The 18,577-nt window shown below is 48.3% G+C and carries 13 protein-coding genes; 6 read left to right on the forward strand and 7 right to left on the reverse strand.

Going from position 1 to position 18,577, the window contains the following annotated elements; all coding sequences use genetic code 11:
• Positions 1-95 precede the first annotated feature (95 nt).
• The 6 genes from E5358_RS11690 (at position 96) to E5358_RS11715 (ending at position 10,020) form a co-directional block, all read left to right on the forward strand.
• On the forward strand, positions 96-1,049 hold the full coding sequence (locus E5358_RS11690) for a hypothetical protein (RefSeq protein WP_135940360.1): 954 nt from the start codon (positions 96-98) through the stop codon (positions 1,047-1,049).
• A gap of 797 nt (positions 1,050-1,846) precedes the next feature.
• Entirely contained in the window at positions 1,847-3,286 is a 1,440-nt protein-coding gene (locus E5358_RS11695; protein WP_277821280.1) for a glycoside hydrolase family 28 protein, read from the forward strand.
• A gap of 153 nt (positions 3,287-3,439) precedes the next feature.
• A complete protein-coding gene (locus E5358_RS11700; RefSeq protein ID WP_135940361.1) occupies positions 3,440-5,170 on the forward strand; it encodes a thrombospondin type 3 repeat-containing protein in 1,731 nt (576 codons plus the stop codon).
• Positions 5,171-5,224: 54 nt separating this feature from the next.
• On the forward strand, positions 5,225-5,830 hold the full coding sequence (locus E5358_RS11705) for a DUF3826 domain-containing protein (protein ID WP_135940362.1): 606 nt from the start codon (positions 5,225-5,227) through the stop codon (positions 5,828-5,830).
• The gene (locus E5358_RS11710; RefSeq protein WP_135940363.1) at positions 5,827-8,976 is read left to right on the forward strand and encodes a DUF6298 domain-containing protein; all 3,150 of its coding nucleotides are present in this window, start codon (positions 5,827-5,829) and stop codon (positions 8,974-8,976) included. The genes E5358_RS11705 and E5358_RS11710 overlap by 4 nt, the downstream gene beginning before the upstream one ends.
• Before the next feature lie 210 nt (positions 8,977-9,186).
• A complete protein-coding gene (locus E5358_RS11715; RefSeq protein ID WP_135940364.1) occupies positions 9,187-10,020 on the forward strand; it encodes a hypothetical protein in 834 nt (277 codons plus the stop codon).
• A gap of 117 nt (positions 10,021-10,137) precedes the next feature.
• Here E5358_RS11715 and E5358_RS11720 read toward each other — a convergent pair whose 3' ends face one another.
• From E5358_RS11720 to E5358_RS11750, 7 genes are all read right to left on the reverse strand, one after another.
• Positions 10,138-11,028: an Abi family protein gene (locus E5358_RS11720; protein WP_135940365.1), complete on the reverse strand. Its 891-nt coding sequence runs from the start codon at positions 11,026-11,028 to the stop codon at positions 10,138-10,140.
• 452 nt (positions 11,029-11,480) lie between these two features.
• Positions 11,481-11,960 carry a PaaI family thioesterase gene (locus tag E5358_RS11725; protein ID WP_135940366.1) on the reverse strand — a complete coding sequence of 160 codons (480 nt, stop codon included), beginning with the start codon at positions 11,958-11,960 and terminating at the stop codon, positions 11,481-11,483.
• Between the two features lie 24 nt (positions 11,961-11,984).
• Positions 11,985-12,413, reverse strand: a complete 429-nt coding sequence (locus E5358_RS11730) for a VanZ family protein (RefSeq protein ID WP_168354656.1) — start codon at positions 12,411-12,413, stop codon at positions 11,985-11,987.
• Between the two features lie 9 nt (positions 12,414-12,422).
• Positions 12,423-12,971, reverse strand: a complete 549-nt coding sequence (locus tag E5358_RS11735) for a nitroreductase (protein ID WP_135940368.1) — start codon at positions 12,969-12,971, stop codon at positions 12,423-12,425.
• Positions 12,972-12,981: 10 nt separating this feature from the next.
• Positions 12,982-13,773: a glucosamine-6-phosphate deaminase gene (gene nagB, locus E5358_RS11740; RefSeq protein ID WP_135940369.1), complete on the reverse strand. Its 792-nt coding sequence runs from the start codon at positions 13,771-13,773 to the stop codon at positions 12,982-12,984.
• A 639-nt stretch (positions 13,774-14,412) separates the two neighbouring features.
• Positions 14,413-16,998: a glycoside hydrolase family 2 protein gene (locus tag E5358_RS11745; RefSeq protein ID WP_168354657.1), complete on the reverse strand. Its 2,586-nt coding sequence runs from the start codon at positions 16,996-16,998 to the stop codon at positions 14,413-14,415.
• A 95-nt stretch (positions 16,999-17,093) separates the two neighbouring features.
• Complete coding sequence (locus tag E5358_RS11750; RefSeq protein WP_135940371.1) at positions 17,094-18,575, reverse strand: sialate O-acetylesterase; 1,482 nt, start codon at positions 18,573-18,575, stop codon at positions 17,094-17,096.
• Positions 18,576-18,577: the final 2 nt, after the last annotated feature.

Consider the following 18,577-nt stretch of genomic DNA (forward strand, 5'->3'; position numbering starts at 1 on the left):
AATAAGTAAATATGTTTGTATGACAATATGAATGATTGTAATTATTACTATCTTTGTGGCGAAATTAATTTACTAACCAAACCTAAATGAAAATTATGAAGAAAATTTTTACTCTTGTTTCCATTGCATTCTGTGCAATGAGTGTTAATGCGCAGACTGAATCTTGGGCTGTCACAGAAATTGTTGAAGGCGAGACTGTCCTCAAGGCTGATTATGTAGCAAATGCTGATCCGTCTGCAATGTCTGTTGTTAGGTTCTCTACTGCAAATGTAGAAGGAACTCACACATCCGGTCCTATCGCAGGATATAATGATGTTGAAGGAAATGTACGCCCTGATGAACTTGAACCAAAATATGATAATGGTTGGAGTGGCTTGAAGAAAAACAAATTGGATTTGGAGTCAGAAACTACCGGAACAGATGTTTATTTTTACTATGTTCAGGGCAAGGGCAATCCTGTCGACATAAGCAAGGTTGGGATTGACCCTATTTATGACGGTACTGGTGAGAATGCACCTATAAAGGGTTATCGCGCAGATTGGACAAGTGCGTATTATGCCTTTGATGGTTCAAACGGTCTTCCAACAAACGGTACATACCTTACATTCACTTCAAAGGTGGATGGTGTGTTGACAACAAAAGTCTATGTCTTGAAAGGTAACCGTGATGTTTATGTCGTAAAGGCAAGCGATGCAAAGCCTCTCCGTATCGGTCAGGAAATCACAGCTAATGGTTATATCAACAACACAAAGACTGTAATGGAAGAGAACGCTACAAAGGGAACAGAAGGAACTGACGCTTTCGTCCTTGGTGGCGGTCAGAATTTCTGGGGCACACTCTCTTGGAAGGCTGTAAAGGGTGAGACATACTATGTATTCTGCAAGAACACACAGATTGGTTTCAGCGAATTCACATTCACTCCTGGCGATGGCACAGGCATCGAGAATGTTGAGGGTGCAGAGGCTGCTAAGGTTGCTCCTAAGAAGGTAGTGAAGAACGGTCAGGTCATGATTGGCGATTTCAACATCGCAGGTCAGCGCGTTAAGTAATCCTTATCAGCAAGCGTGGCACATCATGTGGTGTGCTTATGAATAAAGTCCAAGAGGGCAGGCTGTAAAAGGCTTGCCCTCTTTTTTGTATGCCATTGCAAGATTGTTTGCCGTTTTATACATTATGTACGAATATTTGTTGTTATTAATGTCGCTAAACAGATACAACACATTGTGATTCATCTGTTTCAGTTGTGACAAGCCCTGTCTTTGTGTACAGTGTTGTATTTCTCATTGCAAAGTGTGGCTCCGCCACATTTGTATGCGAAGCATTTCATGTGGAAATTGTTGTTTTTCAATTATATGTGGATTTATACACCCAAGATAGAAGTGCAATTTCTTGACAGTATAGTTGAAAGAATATCTTTGCCAGTATGGTGTTTGCAGGAATATTCTTTTGTTTCTTTTCTTTCTTCGAGCGATAAAGCAATGTGCAAGCAAGATAAGTCAATTTCTTTCGAAATGCAAAGAAACAGTTGTGTTTTTATGAATTAAAATAATAGAAAACGTTAAAATGCTCAGTGTCCTGCAAAAGGTAACACTTTGCATGATAAAGTGTTACCTTTTGTCGTGTAAAGTGATACCTTTTACAATGCCGGAGGTTAGCTTTCACTTTGTCACTTGTTACACACCGTTTTCCGAGTAGTCACAAGCCATGTTTTTGGCGGTGTCAAAACGCGGTGGAGTTGTTACGAAATGGTTACGAAATCCCCGTTACAATTATTTTAGGACAAGAAATATTTGCCAGTGTCGAAAAAAGTTAGTAACTTTGCAGGCATAACATCAAACTACTGACAATGTATTTTTATTCTCTTGGGCTTTCACACGCAGGCTCCGGCTTGTCGTATGGCAGTTATGGCTTACGTACCATAATTGCAAGTATTCTCATGCTTTTTGCGTCGTTGGCCTCCGCACAGTGTCCTGCAGAGATAGAACCTATAAAGGCACCTTTCGACATGCCGCAGCTGCAGCGTCCGGTGTTTCCGGCGCGCAAGGTGGTCATCAAGAAAGGGCAGAATATACAGGCTGCCATTGACAAACTGGCTAAGAAGGGTGGCGGTACAGTCATCGTTCCTAAAGGAAAATGGCACACAGGCAGGATTATTCTCAAGAGCAACATCTGTCTTCAGGTGGACGAGGGCGCGGAATTGTGCTTCTCCGGTGATGTCAAGGACTATCTTCCGGTTGTCCCTTGCCGCAATGAAGGTGTGGACATCTATGGCCCGGGAGCCATGATTTATGCCGACGGAGCGGAGAATATTGCCGTTGTAGGCAAGGGAAAGCTCGTTGCCCCTTCACGTGATTGTGAACTTCTGAAACTCACCATGGCAGGAATACCTGAGGCTGTGCAGGCTATGCCGCTGAAGGAGCGTGTCTTCGATGGCACGATTCCTACGGATCGTTATGGCTTTGAGACACGGACGCCTAAGACAATGCAGACGAGTGCCGGTGAGCGTCATCTCGGTACACTCTGTCTTCCGGTGTTCTTTGGTCCGATGAATTCCCGCAACGTGTTGCTTGAGGGAGTGACTTTGGAGGGCAGTATCTTCTGGAACATTGTGCCGGTTTATTGCGAGAACATCATCATCCGTGGCGTCACGGTCAGCAGTGCTGGCATTGCGCGCACTGATGGCATAGACATCGACTCTTCACGGAACGCCCTCATCGAGTACACCACCCTCGATTGCGGTGACGACTGTTTCACGCTGAAGGCTGGAAGAGGCATGGACGGACTGCTTAAGGCGCGCCCGACGGAGAATGTTGTCATACGCCACTGTACTGCAAAGCGCGGAGCCGGCGGTCTTACCGTGGGCTCGGAGACGGCTGCCGGAATAAGGAATGTCTACATGTACGATGTGACAATCGAGAACCCTAAGTACGGAATTTATTTCAAGACACGTCGCCCGCGTGGCGGAGGCGGTGAGAATCTGTGGTTCGAGAATGTCCGCATGGTGCATCCGAAGACGCGTGCCGTCTATTGGGACATGCTTGGTTCTGCCACTTATGTCGGCAAACTTGCGGAGCGTTTTAACAAGGACAACAATCCGAAGTTAACACCTTATTTCAGGAACATCCATTTTGATGGCTTTACCGTGGAGCATTGCACGGACTTTGTGAAAGCAATCGGTCTGCCGGAATCACCAGTCGAGAACGTCACTTTCAAGAATGTCTCCTCGCCGGAGTGCACGAGGGTGACGCTTCAGGATGTCGGAAAGTTTGTGATAGAGGCGAAGTAAAGAAAGATTCCGACAATACTGTCAATAATGACAACATTGACAATTCTGACAAAAGTGTCAAAACTGTCATAACTGACAATATTGACATTACTGTCATCATTATAGTATTGACCGAGTGAAAAACAACAACTCTAACTAAATAAACAAATCATTATGAGCTTATTAAAGAAAGCATTAATCTTTTTACCTTTCACACTGGCTGCCGCTCCTGCTGCAGCGCAGTATCCTCAGCTCAACAAGGAGGCTTCTGCAAAGATTGACTCCATGCAGAAGGCTTGGGCGAAACATGAAGCAGAAGTATGGGCAAAATGTGAGCCTATCGTGAAGAAAGAGCATGCAGAGGGTCGTCCTTATGTGCCATGGGCGGGACGTCCAACCGACCTTCCACAGGCAAAGATTCCGGCATTCCCGGGTGCGGAAGGCGGCGGTATGTACAGCTTCGGTGGTCGTGGTGGCAAGGTTTATGTCGTTACCTCCCTTGCCGATTCCGGTCCGGGCACACTGCGTGAGGCCTGCGAGGCAGGCGGTGCACGTATCGTTGTATTCAACGTGTCAGGCATTATCCGCCTGGAGAGCCCGCTGATTGTACAGGCTCCTTATATCACCATTGCAGGTCAGACAGCTCCGGGCGATGGTGTATGTGTGGCAGGTCAGACCTTCGGTATAGACACTCATGATGTTGTCATCCGTCACATGCGCTTCCGTCGCGGCGAGACCTACGCTCATCACCGTGAGGACTCTTTCGGTGGCAACCCTGTAGGTAACATCATGCTTGACCATATCTCCGCAGAGTGGGGACTTGATGAGAACATCTCTTTCTACCGTCACATGTGGAATCCGGGTGCGGACTATAAGCACGAGAAGCGCGGAACTGTCAATGTGACCATCCAGAACTCTATCTCCGCCAAAGCTCTTGACACCTACAACCACGCTTTCGGCTCTACTCTCGGTGGCGAGAACTGTTGCTTCATGCGCAACCTCTGGGCTGACAACAGTGGCAGAAACCCTTCCGTAGGATGGAACGGCATATTCAACTTTGTCAACAACGTAGTCTACAACTGGGTTCACCGTGCTGCTGACGGAGGTGACTACCAGGCGATGTACAACTTTATCAACAACTACTACAAGCCGGGACCTCTCACTCCGAAAGACAGCCCTGTAGGCCATCGCTTCCTGAAGCCTGAGTCCGGACGCTCAAAACTGGACTATAAGCAGTATGGTCGTGTCTATGCTACCGGCAACATCATGGAAGGCAACGAGCGCGTCACAAAGGACAACTGGGACGGTGGTATACAGGTTGAGTCACAGCCTGACACCAAGGGCTACACAGAGCAGATGAAGGCCAACGAGCCTTTCGCTATGCCTCACGTACAGATTATGGGTGCACAGAAGGCTTATGACTTCGTCCTTGACAATGCAGGTGCAATGATTCCTACACGTGACATCGTCGACCAGCGCATCATCGAGGAGGTTCGTACAGGCAAGGCTTACTATGTGAAGAAGCTCCCGAAGGACAATCCTTACGGAGACACAAGCGGTCTGCATGAGAAATCAAAGGCTCCTGACGGCTCATTCAAGTACCGTCGTCTGCCGAAAGACTCATATAAGGACGGTATAATCACCGACCCACGCCAGATGGGCGGCTATCCTGAGTACCACGGCACTCCACGTGTTGACTCTGACGGTGACGGTATGCCTGATGCATGGGAGATTAAGTACGGTCTGAACCCTAACGATCCTACCGACGCACAGAAGGACTGCAACGGCGACGGCTATACAAACATTGAGAAGTACATCAACGGTATCGACCCTCGCGTTAAGGTTGACTGGCGTGACCTTTCCAACAACTATGACACTCTTGCTGCCAAGGGTTCGTTGGATTAATCCGAGCCGCACGTTATCAGTTTGGACATTTACAGAACCAACCATTAACTTTTTATGAAGAGAATATCATTTATTATAATGTCACTTTGTGTCGTTGCTTCGGCAATGGCACAAAGTGTCGTTTTGAACAGTGAGGGACGTGACGCCGAGTATGTCAAGACAATCATTGCACGTTCAGAGAAGAACATACAGTCATTGAACCTTACAGGTGAGAAATTCGAGGCTGTACGCAACATTGTCGCTAACCGCTATTTCGAGCTTAACGACATCTACAAGATCGAGAACAAGGCGGAGCGCGACTCAAAGCTCTACCGCACCCATTTCGCAATGCCGGCACAGCTTGGCATATACCTCACACCTGAGCAGGTCATTGCCATCAAGGACAACATCACTTATAATAAGGTGAAGGTCACTTACGAGGCTTATCTTGACGAGATTCCTTCGCTAAAGGAAGAGGAGAAGGCACAGATTTACGCTTGGATGGTAGAGGCGCGCGAGCTTGCCCTTGACGCCGGTGACAGCAAAGGAAAGCATGAGGCCTTCAACAAGTACAAGGGACGTGTCAACAATTATCTCTCCAAGCGCGGTTATGACCTTAACAAGGAGCGCGAGGCGTGGTTCAAGCGTCTTGAAGAGAGAAAGAAGAACCAGAAGAAATGAAACATATTGTTATGACTATCTGCGCCTTGCTCACTTGCCTTTCCGGCAGTGCGCAGGCGCATAAGCATTTGGAGGGGCTGCCGGATTACAGCTATTGCGGTTACAGAATGTCGGCAGAGCCGTTGCCTGATGTGGCAGTGAAGGTGTTTGTAAGCCATAAAGGTGGTGACCAGTCGGCACGCTTGCAGAAGGCGATTGACTATGTTTCCTTGCTGAAACCTGACAAGGTGACAGGCTTGCGCGGTGCCGTTTTGCTTGATAAGGGTGTCTACGAACTGTCCGCTCCGTTGCGCATTTCCGCGTCAGGTGTTGTCCTTCGTGGTGTTTCCAAGACAGAGACAGTGCTGCAGAAGACAGGTGTCGACCGCGGTGCGGTGGTGTACATAGAGGGAAAGGATGATTTCCGTGCCCTTGATACTCTTGACATTACCGACGATTATGTTGCTGCCGGAACGAAGACGATTCATCTTTCTGCAGCCTCAAAGGCAGGAAACGCTCAAAAGATGCTTATCGTGCGCCCTTCCACAAAGGAATGGATAGAGTCCATAGGGTGCAATGTCTTTGGCGGAAATCTCCCTTATTGGGGCTGGAAAGCCGGAGAAATGGATGTCCGTTGGGCACGTTCCTGCACAGTTGCCAATGGTAATGAGGTCACTCTTGATGCACCGTTGACAGTGGCGTTGGATAGCAAATGGGGCAAGAGTTTTGCCGTTCTCTACGAATGGAAAGGGCGAATCACAAACTGCGGTGTGGAGAATCTGACCATTGCAAGTGATGCTGTCCGCAAGGAATCTGCAGGATCTTCACGCTTCACTGTCGTTTCACAGCCTATGGATGAAGACCATGTATGGGACGGAATATACATTGAGAATGCGGAAGACTGCTGGGTGCGCATGTGCAATTTCCAAGGTCTTGCAGGTTCGGCTGTCATCGTTCATCGCGGAGCACAGCAGGTTACAGTCGAGGACTGTATATCAAGAAATCCTGTTTCCGAAATCGGTGGTCTGCGTCGCCGTACATTCCTGACAATGGGAGGCAAATGCCTTTTCATGCGTTGCTATTCGGAAGAAGGCATCAATGATTTCTCAGCAGGCTATTGCGCACCGGGACCGAATGCCTTTGTACAGTGTGATGCTGTCGGAAGCCATGGCTTCAGCGGCGGTTCTTCGTCATGGGCGACAGGCTTGCTGTTTGACAATGTGAACATCGAAGGTGGCGGTATCTCGTTCAAAAACCTCGGACTGGACAAGTGGGGTGCAGGTTGGAACACAGCCAACAGTACTCTTTACCAGTGTTCCGCGTCATACATCGACTGCTATTCTCCTGCCGAGGATACCAAATCCTATGCCGTTGGCTGCTGGGCTTACTGTCAGGGTGACGGCGTATGGCGGGCAACCAACGACTTTGTCAACCCTTATTCGCTCTATAAGGCACAGGTTTCCGAGCGTCTCGGCAAAGAGGTTGGCGAGCGTTTCAGGATACTTGAGCGCGGACATGACGGCGCAACATCGCCGAGCATAGAGCTTGCTGCAAAGATGGCAAAGGAAGCTCTTAACCCACGCGTGACACTTGACCAATGGATTGATTCCGCTTTATTGACAGTCTCCATAGATCCTAAAGGCGTGAAGTCTGTGGATGCCGTGAAGGTTGCCGAGGCTTCTGAGGTGACAAGCATATATTCCCCTGTCATCACAGCCAACGGAACATTCGCACTTGCAGCCTCTTCCGGCAAGGATGTCCGTCCGATGTTCATGGGAGGACGCTTCCACCGCACTCCATGGTGGAACGGCAGGACACGCTATCCTTACATGGCTAAGGCAGATTATGCCGTGACACGCTTCGTTCCGGGTATGGAACACCGTGGCGGAACTGACCGTATAGATTCTATTATTGTGAACATCAAGAAGCAGGGCGTTGCCGTTTGGAACCAGAATTACGGCTTGTGGTATGACCGCCGCCGTGATGACCATGAGCGCATCAAGCGTCAGAACGGTGACGTTTGGGCACCTTTCTTCGAGCAGTCCATAGCACGTTCCGGCAAAGGTACTGCCTGGGACGGTCTGTCAAAGTACGACCTTACGAAACTGAACAAGTGGTATGTCTCACGTATCGGTCAGCTTGCTGAAGCCGCTCCAGAGATGATTATCATCAATCAGCACTTCTTCCAGCACAACATCATCGAGGCGGGCGCACACTGGGTTGACAGTCCGTGGCGTTCTGCGAACAACATACAGAGCGAAGGCGTCATGACCGGCAAAGGCTCACGTGGCACAAACTTCCTTGAACCGGTGCCTTTCACGGGCGACAAGCGCATCTTCACTGCCGATTTGTTCTACGATGTCACTGACAAGGAGCGTGCACGGCTCTACAAGCAGTACATCTGGCAGGTGCTTGACAAGTTTGCCGATAATCCGAATGTCTACCATTCCATTTCCGAAGAGTTCACCGGTCCGCAGCATTTCACTGAGTTCTGGCTTGACTGTGTGGGCGAGTGGCAGACAAAGACTGGCAAGGATGCACGCGTAATCCTCAATGCCAACAAGAATGTCACTGACGCTGTTATGGCGAAAGCAAAGTATGCTGCCATCGTGGATGTGGTAGAAATAGAGCAGTGGTTCTACGATTCATCCCTCAAAGAGCCGAAATCAGCGGACGCTGCAAATGCGGAGAATCCGAAACTGTATGCTCCTAAGGGCGGTGTGAACCTTGCTCCGCGCCAGCATCTGCGCCTGATCAGAACCGGACAGCCGACATTCAATGATGTCTACCGCACTGTCAGCGAGATGCGTCAGGCACATCCTTCCAAGCCGGTGCTGTACTATGCGAAGGCTTACGACCGCAATCCGTGGGCAATAGTCTTTGCCGGAGGTTCATGCCCAGTGCTGACAGTCAAGGACAATGGTCTCGCAAAGGCGTTGCCGGAGATGAAACCGGTTTACTCATCTTTCCCTTATGACGGCATTTTCCGTATGGAGGGCAAGTCCGGAAAGTTGGTTCTTAACAACACAGATGCAGCTGTTTCACTCGCTTCGCTTATGGGTGGAAAGGTGAAAGGCTCCGTCTTCGTTGTCAATCAGAAAGAAGGAACAGTGTCACCGCTGAAATCTTCCGAGGTTCCGGCTAACACATTGGTATGGATAAAGTAGCATAAAGCGTAATGATTATCATCTAATCTTCTCCGAATGTGTATATTTTAATTGCGTGCTTTGGCAAAGACTGCCATTGCACGCAATTTTTTGTTGATTAATGTTAACTTTGGTTAGCACAAATTTGCATAATTGAAAATAAAATATTAATTTTGCATACAGTTTTAACGAGGGAATAAACTTTTTGATTAAATAATAATAAAGAAAGAGATGAAAAAGTCAATTTTAGCAGTATTACTTGCCTTTGTTGCTTTCTCAGCAAAGGCAGAGAATGGATGTTGTGATAAGAATCTGTTCAATCACCTTGGTGTAGGTGTTGAAGTTGGTACTACCGGTATCGGTTTCAACCTTGCTACTCCGATAGGTAATTATGTGCAGATGCGTGCCGGAATGAGCTTCCTTCCGAACATTAAGGTGAAGGACATTGATGTGGACCTTAATGGTGCGCAAGAGTCTTGGGATGAGTTCCAAGCTCAGCTACCTGTAGGTCATGAGTATAAAGGAGTAGGGTTGCCAGAAGAGCTTCTCATTGACGGCAAGATTTCAATGACTAATTTCAAGCTCCTCTTTGACCTCTATCCAAGCAAGCATTCCTCTTTCCACTTTACAGCAGGTTTCTATGCCGGCAAGAGACAGATTATTGAAGCTTACACCACAAACTGTCAGAAAAATCTGGAGGCAATCACTTACTATAACAACAACTTTGCTCCACAGAACAACCTTCAGAAGATAGGAGTCGAGCTGGGTGACTACCTTCTTGAGCCAAATGGCAGTGAGGCACGTGCCTATCTGAAGACAAGTGGTTTCAAGCCATACCTCGGTATAGGTTCAGGCAGAGCAGTTCCACGCAAGAGAGTCTCTTTCGCTTGGGATCTTGGCGTACAGTTCTGGGGCACTCCAAAGATTTTTATAGACCAGCCTGAAGGACAAGTCCAGCTTCAGGATGAAGGAGTCGGTGGTGACGGTGGTAAGATTATCAAGACAATCTCAAAGATTACAGTCTATCCTTGTCTCAGCTTCCGTATCAACGGCAGAATCTTCTAACGAAATCAGGCTTTTACAAGTCAAAGTTTTCTGAGGCTTAACATTAAGCTCTAAAGCAGCCAAAGCGCGAATTCAACAAGCAAGTGCTTGGATAGACTTATATCCGAACACTTGTTGCTATCTCCATAAAGGTTCGTTTTCCCATCCTTGTGGAAAGCCCATGGCATGTAAATCAATATTGGGATAATCTGCGAACAATCTGAGCAGAGAGCTTTTTAAATCCATACAAGGAGTTATAGTTTGCTCCATATATAATAAGGTGCATAACTGATGGTAAAGTTTGATAGGCTTTTGGGTTGGAGCAATCCAAAAAAGTGGAAGCCGATTTGGCAATTGTGGCTTCAAGGCAAAACGCCTATTCCATATACGGGCATGGTGAGCACAACAATTGCGAAGCACGGTTATACACCTTATCCAACTTTCCAAGTAAGTGTATTGAGGTAGTCCAAACTCTCTTGCCACTTGCTTTTTGAGACGATTGTCCTTGAACAGACAAAATAATTTGGAAAGCGTACCAAACGAAACGACCTCTAATGTTTTCCACACAGGAGGGAGAGAAGGGAAAGTATATTTCTCGGAATGCTCCTTGATGAAATCTTCATTTGAACGAGATACCTCTTTCTTGATATTGTCAAGGCAGCCTTCATAAAAGTCTGCATTCTTGAACAATGATGCATCCATAAACCAAAATGCGCCATGCTCCATGGAAAATATCTGAATCATTTTGGTCCGAAGAGAAATCTCTATATCTTGAATTGCCTTGAATATAAGTTGACGAAGTTCTTTGTCAAAGAGATAAAGGTCGATGGCTTGTTCAAATGTACTACCCAGTTTATAATGATGAAACTGTCTGTCTTCCTCCATATATCGTAGGTAACTGGCAATACGAAAATAACTGATATTGCGAAGCTGCAATTTGGCAGTTGCAATATCTTCTATCACCAGCCCTCTGTTCTGGAGCAAGGCAACCTGTTCATCTACGTTTATCGGTTGTTTGTCGTAATCCATATACCCTTTATAAAAAGCGAAGTCCCACCGTGGTACGCATCGTTGAGAGGCGTGGTGGGATTTGTTGCTGCAAAAATACTCTTTTTTATTGGAAACTCCAAATATTTTCTTCAAAATCTGCTTGTCAAATATGGATTTTAACGTAAAAAGTTCTAATTTCCAAGGTTTTCTCCTTGTAAGCTATGCGAGATTTAGAAAAATATCGTATCTTTGTCCCCGAATTAAGGCGTTCTTTGCATATTGCAAAATACAGAAACGAGCAGAAGTCCGCTCGTTTCCATATTGTTACCTATATTATAAAGGCAAACGCCTAACTTCTTGATATTCAACCAAAGTCCAATTTAGTGTGAGTTATCCTTATTAACACATCATCCAAGTCTGATTGTTCTTGGATAAACAAAAAGCGAAAAGACTTTCTTACAATGAGTAGAAACAAGTCTTTTCGCTATTTTTTATTCTTTTATCTCCTCTGTCTCGCATCCGCTGAAGCCATATTCCGCGACGGCTTTGGCACGTGGAGAGCAGAAATAAACCACTTGCGCCTTGGTGCAGACCTCACCGCCCTGAATCAGTTCGGCATCGATGAACGCCACTTGCCTCATCTGCCGTGATAGCCGTGCACGCATCTCTATCCGTCCGCCGTCAATGGTTATGGGCTTCAGGTACTTTGTTTCCATTTTGCTTGTCACAGCCATAGTGCTGAGTTTGTGGAACACCACCCAGCCGGCAATCTCGTCAAGCATAAGGCAGTGTATGCCTCCGTGCAGCGTGTTCCTCCAACTTTGGTAGGCAGGGTCAGGATTCCAATAGCTTACTATGTCATCCCCGTCCTCAATGAATTCGAGTTTCAGCCCCTTCTCGTTGGTCGGGCTGCATCCCGGACAGCAGTAATCCGGCACTTTCAGCCATGGGTTCTTTATTCTTTTTAGCATTGGTTATGGGTTGTTGGTTGTAGGTTATGGGTTCTTTTGTTTCTTTCCTTGCGGCATCATCTTTGCAATGATGTGCCCGAGGGCAGCACCGAGACAGACACCGAGGGCATTGCATATAGCGTCAAAGACATCACCCGAACGGCAGGTTGTCAGATAAGCCTGTGCCAGTTCCACAAGGCATCCCATGGCGATAGGGCACAGAAAGCCGTAAAGAAGCAGTCTTTTCCATGCAAAAGAGCCTTTATGCGCTTTGGCATATTCCACCCAAATCACCGCTGTCAGTGTGCCATACATCACGAAATGCGTCCATTTGTCCATGAAGGAAATGTTGTTAAGTGGTGTCTCCGGAATAGGAATCATGCACACAACCCAAATGGCAATGGCTATGACAATGGAGAATGGATACTTCCTTGTCACAGCCATTATATTGATAGAGGTCTTGCAATCTTTCATGAACATCGGTTATTTTGCCCAATAGATATAATCTTCCTTTCGTGGTTTAGGCTCCTGCAGCGGTTTTGCGGCATAGCCGAGAGCAACATGTCCTATGCCGATGTAGTCGCCTTCTATGCCAAGGTCACGGAGAATCTGCTTTCCTTCCTCGCTCTCAAACTCCTCTTTGGCGCGGTGAATCCATATAGAATTGACACCGAGTGATTCCGCTGCAAGCATGAGAGTCTGCATGACTATCGGTCCGTCGTACATTGCATTGGGTGATTCCTTTACGAGTACAATCAGCATACATGGCGCACCATAGAACGGGTCTGCACCCGGTGGGGTGGAAGTGACAAGGTTCTTTCCCGTGATGATTGCCGAATTCATCCGTGATATGCGATCACGCAACTCTTTGTTGGTGACGGCAATGATGATCGGGTTCTGCTGTCCGCGGCTTGTTGGTGACCATGTGCCTGCCTCACAAATCTGCTGTATGGTCTCTTCCGACGGCATGCGCTCTGGGTCAAAGCACCGGCAGCTGCGCCGTGACATGATAGTCTCTATAACTTTGTTCATGGTATTGTGTTTACAAGTTTCCACGTTCTTTGTCAAGATAGTATTTGTATGTTGCCAAAGACAGCTCGTCGCAGGCTGCTTCGTCGCAGACAACGATGGAGTGAGGGTGCATCTGCAGTGCGGAAGCCGTCCATTTGTGGCTTATCGAACCGTCAATGATATGGCGCAATGCGCGTGCCTTGTGATGACCGTTGCATACGAGAAGCACCTCCTTGGCTGCCATGACTGTGCCGATACCGACAGTGAGGGCCTGGGTAGGCACAAGGCTCAGGTCGCCGCCAAAGAAGCGTGAGTTGGCAATGATGGTGTCTGTTGTGAGAGTTTTGATGCGTGTCTTTGACGCAAGGGATGAGCCCAGTTCGTTGAACGCAAGGTGTCCGTCCGGTCCTACGCCACCCATGAAGAGGTCGATTCCTCCGGCAGCCTCGATGGCAGCCTCGTATTCCTCGCATTCTTTTATGAGGTCTTCCGCGTTGCCGTTGAGGATGTGGACGTTCTCTTTCTTTATGTCGATGTGTGAGAAGAAGTTGTTCCACATGAACGAATGGTAGGATTCCGGATGGTCTTCGGGAAGATGCACATATTCATCCATGTTGAATGTTATCACGTTTTGGAAAGATATTTCTCCCGCTTCGTATTTCTTGACCAGTTCTTTGTAGAGACCGAGTGGTGAAGAACCTGTAGGGCAGCCGAGCTTGAAAGGCTTTTCCGGTGTCGGGGTGGCTTCCTTTATGCGGTTTGCGACATAGTTGGCAGCCCATTTTGACATTGACTCGTAGTTGGGTTCGATAATGACTCTCATTGTTTTTTCTTTTTGTTGGTTATTACTTGGCGTATCCTCACCATGGCAGTTCATAGGGGATGAATGTCATCCGTACACTCTCTTGCATTTCTGGTGCAGGACTATGCATACTGACTTTTGTCTTGCAAAAATACGAATAATTTTGGAAAAACTCTCCATGTCTTCTTGTTTTTTTATTTGTGAAAGTGCTTTTTCTTGCGTTTTGTATATATATTGCTGTAATTTCAGCGACTTTAGGGGGTGTTGCCTAATGTGTTGTTTGCAGAGAAAACGCATTGTGCCATGTAATCGGAATAACAGTTTACTGATGTATTTGTCGATATGTCAAGGAAAAATGCTTGGCAGTGTGCAAAGTGTCAGGTAAAGAGTTGTTTTGTGTGAACTGAAAATCTAACGGATGTTAAAAGACCATTGATATAGTGAAAGGTAACATTTTGCATTGCCAAAGGTAATCCTTCGCGAAGTCAAGTGTAACCTTTTACGGTGCAAAAGGTTACCTTTCATTTTGTCATTTGCCATGCTGTGACTTTTTGTTGTTGGTATACGGAAAAATAATAGGTGACACTTTGCGAACAAAGTATCACCTATTTGGGGTGGCAAGAATATTCTTGCCGGATTGTAATGCAATGTTGTGGAAACTTATTTTGTCACACCGAAGTCGGCTTGCTGGTCCTGAACTTCCTGCAACATGCGCTGCTTCTCCTCGTCGGAGATTTGCTTAGAGCTTGAGTTTGAGGACGATGCGCTGCCCGAAACTTTAGCCTTGCTGCTTGCATCGATGCCCAGTCCGCGCACGAATTGGCAGTCGGCAGGTACGGATTCCACCTCAAGGTCGCAAGGAGTAGGGGAGTGTGTGCCCGGATAAAGCACGTCGGCATGTATCTTTATCTTGCCCGGAGTGGTTGTGCTGCGCAGGAGTATCGGTGCACTTCCCCATTCTGCCTGACGCGGATTGGCACCTATATCGGTGCCGTCGCCGATGATTTCGGCAGGACCTTCCACCGTGAACTTAATCTGTTCCTTAGCCAGACGGCGCACATTGCCGCTGTCGTCGGTCACTTCGCATACCACAACGATGAAGTCTGAGCCGTCGGCGACAAGTTTTCTGTCACGCTCATCGGCGTACATGCGCAGTTTTGTGCTGCGGCGTGAAGGCATTCTCTTCGTTGTTGCGACAACCTTTCCGTTGATAATACCCTCTGCCACGAGGTTCACTTTCTGCCAGTTGCGCTGCTTGTAGGAGTACTCGCGTGCCTGCCAGAAGTCCCAAACATCCTTGAAAACCACCGGTGCGTTGTACGGACGGTCAGCCTCGCCGTACTTTTCCACAGGGAGTGTCCATGATTTCTCACCGTCAAAGATTGACAGACGGACACTGTCGCAGTTGGAGAACACCACCACATCGTTCTCGGAGAACTGTCCCATCTCATGAGCGATGTAGACCATCGGCTCGCCTTCCGTCACAGGAATCTGTGAGTTGAACATGTAATAGGATGTCTTTGGCTGACGGAACGCATCAAAGTTTCCACCCCAATATGGGTCAGGATGATAGCCACGCTGGTGGTCGAACGGATGCCATTGGCATCCTCCGAGGAACAGTCCGGTGGTGCGATGCTGGTCGCGTGTGGTGTTGGAGAGTGAGAGAGCCTGCTTCAACTGTGGTATCTCGCCCCATGAACGGCTTGCGCGGTTGAGGTTGTTGTGAGCATACCAGTCATCGACAAGTTCGCCATATTCGCGTGTGAGCATGTTTTTGTTCAACTGCTGCGCCTTGAGTTCGAGACCGTCTGTCTTCTCATCGTCACCCGGCCATGCGTAAACGACATCATAGTTCTCAAGTACGCCCGCACTGTGAAGGTCGGCAGCAGCGACAGGGCGGTAAGGATAAGGGTACTCGTCCTTGGTAATCTGCAAGGCTTCGAGTGCGAACTTCTCCGGATAGCGTGTCTCGTTGAGGATTGGTTCCCACATGAGGACACACGGATGGTTGCGGTCGCGGCGTATGATGTCGCGAGTATTCTGGTGTACAAGCTCGGCAAATTTCGGGTCTTTGTTCCAATACTGCCAGCCCGGAGTTGCCACAATGATGAAGATTCCGAGTTCGTCGCAAGCGTCCATAAACGCCGGATCCTGCGGATAGTGTGCCACACGGATGAGGTTGAAGCCACAATCCTTCAGTCGCTGCACGTCACGACGCTGCTGAGAGTTAGGCAGGGCGTTGCCGACATAGGCAAAGTCCTGATGGCGGTTTGCGCCCATAAACTGGCGGTAACGCTTGCCGTTGAGCCAGAAACCGTCCTTGCCCTTGAACTCAAAGCTGCGGATGCCAATCTTTGTGTCGCGCTTTTCGGTCTCCTTGTTGGCAAGAACCTGTGTGCGCATGGTGTAGAGATAAGGATTCTCAGGTGACCAAAGATTTGGTTTTTGAATCTTTGCGCCCTGTTTTATGGTCTTGCTTCCCTTGGCAGGGATTGTGACTTTGCTTGTCCAAGTCTTTATCTTCTTTCCCGCAGCGTCAAGGAGAGTGTTTGTGACGGTAACGGTCTGTGGCTTGTTGAGTGAGTTCTCAACATCAGTGTTGACATAAACCTCCGCGCTTTTCTCTGATATGTTTGCATAATGGACGAAGATTCCGCCACCTGCCACCTCGCCTTTCTCAACGGCATCGGTGATGTGTACGGCAGGCTGCTCTATGAGCCATACGTCACGATAGATACCGCCATGGTAGCAGAAATCGAGAGTCATCTGCTTCTTTCCCGGAGGATAGGACTTGTCGTCGGAGTTGTCTGTCATCACAGCGATGAGGCATTCGTCGCCCGCCTTTACACCGGCAGCCGTGAGGTCAATGGTTATAGGCAGGTAACCGCCAAGATGCTCCTTGACAAGTTTGCCGTTCACGTAAATGTTCTGTTTGCCCATGATTGCCTCAAACTGCAGGGAGACAGTGCCGTTGGTGTATTTTGTGGCAGGCATCCGGAAGCGTTTCCTGTACCATGCGACGCCCTGATAGTTGCGGTTTCCGCTGCCTTCTGCCGGCATAAGCTGCACTGTGTGGGGCGTGGAGACCACCTCCCATTGGCTGTCATCGTAGTTTACGGCTTCTGCGCCTTTTGCTTCTCCTCGGTGGAAACGCCAGTCGAGGTTGAAGTTCCATACCTGCTGTGCGAAGCCCGGCAGGATGTTCATGGCTAAAAGGAGAAGGATGAATGATAGTCTTGTTCTCATTTTCGGTTGTTGGTTGTAGGTTTTTTGTTTTTGCAGTATTGTCATTAATGTCAATATTGACAGTATTGTCAATTCTGATTAAAGCCGGAAATGCTTTATCTCTGCTTGTCGTAATCCTTTGTTTCAGTGGTCTCTGTCTTGCGTTCCTCCACTGGCCAGTTGTCTGTGCGGAACGAAGAGAGCGGCAGGCCGTCACAGAAGAGGTCGCCCTCACACCAGTCTTTGAACGCATAGCGTACTGCCACAGGGTTCTTTACCTCAGGGGAATAGACGGCAAGGAACTTTCTTTTGTGCAGTTCCACTGTCGCAGGGTGGAACACACGGTCCTCGCCGGCAATCTCGAAGAGGTGGCTTGTGAACGAACTGTTTGCACCATAGAGGTTCATTTTGTCACGCTCGAACTCAAGGATTGCCTTTCCGTTCTCGACGGTCATGCTCTTGTAGCGTGCCGATTCTGCCGTGATGCCCTTCCAACCGTAAGTCTTCACGAGGGCAAGCATGGCAAGGCGTTCGCCTGCAACGCTCTTCTTCGGTGGATGGATGCCTTTCTCTATGCCGGCATCCATGAGCACAGCCATGCCTGCATTGGGGATTTGCGTCTCGGCTATGTACTGCTGCTCACGGAGAAGTGCAGAGTTCACTGTCCAGTTGATGATGCTGTAGTCGTACGGTGCTATCTGGCAATAGTAGAAAGGGAACTCGCCGATGCCCCATTTGTCGCGCCAGCAGCCAACCATAGTCTGCAACTGCTGTGCGTAATCCTGATAGCGTGGCACATTGTCCTCACCCTGATAGAAGATTGCACCCTTTATTCCGTAGCCGATGACAGGGTTAAGCATACCGTTGAAAAGCACTGTCGGCTGACGGTTTTTGGACTTTATGTCCGATGGTTTGTAGGGGATTTGGTAAGGGGACTTCTCTGTCACGAAAGGTTTTACATACTCGCGTGCAATCCAAGACTCACAAGAAGAGCCGCCCCATGCCGTAACGATAAGTCCGACAGGCACATTGAGAGTGCGGCGCAGCTCACGTCCGAAATAGTAGGCTGTGGCAGCAAAGTCGCGTATTACCTCAGGTTCAGAGGTCTTCCACTGACCTACTGTTGTGTCGGTAGGCTCCACACGGCTGATGCGTTTTGACTGGAAGACGTGCAGAAGAGGGTCTGTGGAGTGGAGAATGTCTGTCGGTCCGTTCTCAATCGGCTGTGAAGGGAAGCCCTTCATAGGCATTTCCATGTTCGACTGTCCGGCACATATCCACACCTCACCTATGAGCACGTTGTCGAAAGTGAGTGTCTCGCCGTCGCTGACGGTCACGCTGTACGGTCCTCCTGCCTCAGGAGTGGAGACCGAAACGTTCCATTTGCCGTCGCTGTTGGCAGTGGTGCGGTAAGTCTTTTTGTTCCATGAGGTAGTCACCTTGACGGTCTTGCCAGCATCGGTGGTGCCCCACAGTTTCACGTTTGACTCACGTTGCAGTACCATTCGACTGTCAAAGATGGTCGGCATCCATATCTTTGCATGGGCGATTGTCGCCATGCAGAATGCCAGGAAAAGTAATGTTGTAAGTTTTTTCATTG

This window comes from Palleniella muris, assembly GCF_004792655.1.
GTDB classification, from domain to species: domain Bacteria; phylum Bacteroidota; class Bacteroidia; order Bacteroidales; family Bacteroidaceae; genus Prevotella; species Prevotella muris_A.

Bases quoted from the DNA above. Each gene is read 5' to 3' on its own strand.
- E5358_RS11690 (WP_135940360.1), top strand. From the start codon at position 96: ATGAAGAAAATTTTTACTCTTGTTTCCATTGCATTCTGTGCAATGAGT.
- E5358_RS11695 (WP_277821280.1), top strand. From the start codon at position 1,847: ATGTATTTTTATTCTCTTGGGCTTTCACACGCAGGCTCCGGCTTGTCG.
- E5358_RS11700 (WP_135940361.1), top strand. From the start codon at position 3,440: ATGAGCTTATTAAAGAAAGCATTAATCTTTTTACCTTTCACACTGGCT.
- E5358_RS11705 (WP_135940362.1), top strand. From the start codon at position 5,225: ATGAAGAGAATATCATTTATTATAATGTCACTTTGTGTCGTTGCTTCG.
- E5358_RS11710 (WP_135940363.1), top strand. From the start codon at position 5,827: ATGAAACATATTGTTATGACTATCTGCGCCTTGCTCACTTGCCTTTCC.
- E5358_RS11715 (WP_135940364.1), top strand. From the start codon at position 9,187: ATGAAAAAGTCAATTTTAGCAGTATTACTTGCCTTTGTTGCTTTCTCA.
- E5358_RS11720 (WP_135940365.1), bottom strand. From the start codon at position 11,028: ATGGATTACGACAAACAACCGATAAACGTAGATGAACAGGTTGCCTTG.
- E5358_RS11725 (WP_135940366.1), bottom strand. From the start codon at position 11,960: ATGCTAAAAAGAATAAAGAACCCATGGCTGAAAGTGCCGGATTACTGC.
- E5358_RS11730 (WP_168354656.1), bottom strand. From the start codon at position 12,413: ATGAAAGATTGCAAGACCTCTATCAATATAATGGCTGTGACAAGGAAG.
- E5358_RS11735 (WP_135940368.1), bottom strand. From the start codon at position 12,971: ATGAACAAAGTTATAGAGACTATCATGTCACGGCGCAGCTGCCGGTGC.
- nagB (WP_135940369.1), bottom strand. From the start codon at position 13,773: ATGAGAGTCATTATCGAACCCAACTACGAGTCAATGTCAAAATGGGCT.
- E5358_RS11745 (WP_168354657.1), bottom strand. From the start codon at position 16,998: ATGAGAACAAGACTATCATTCATCCTTCTCCTTTTAGCCATGAACATC.
- E5358_RS11750 (WP_135940371.1), bottom strand. From the start codon at position 18,575: ATGAAAAAACTTACAACATTACTTTTCCTGGCATTCTGCATGGCGACA.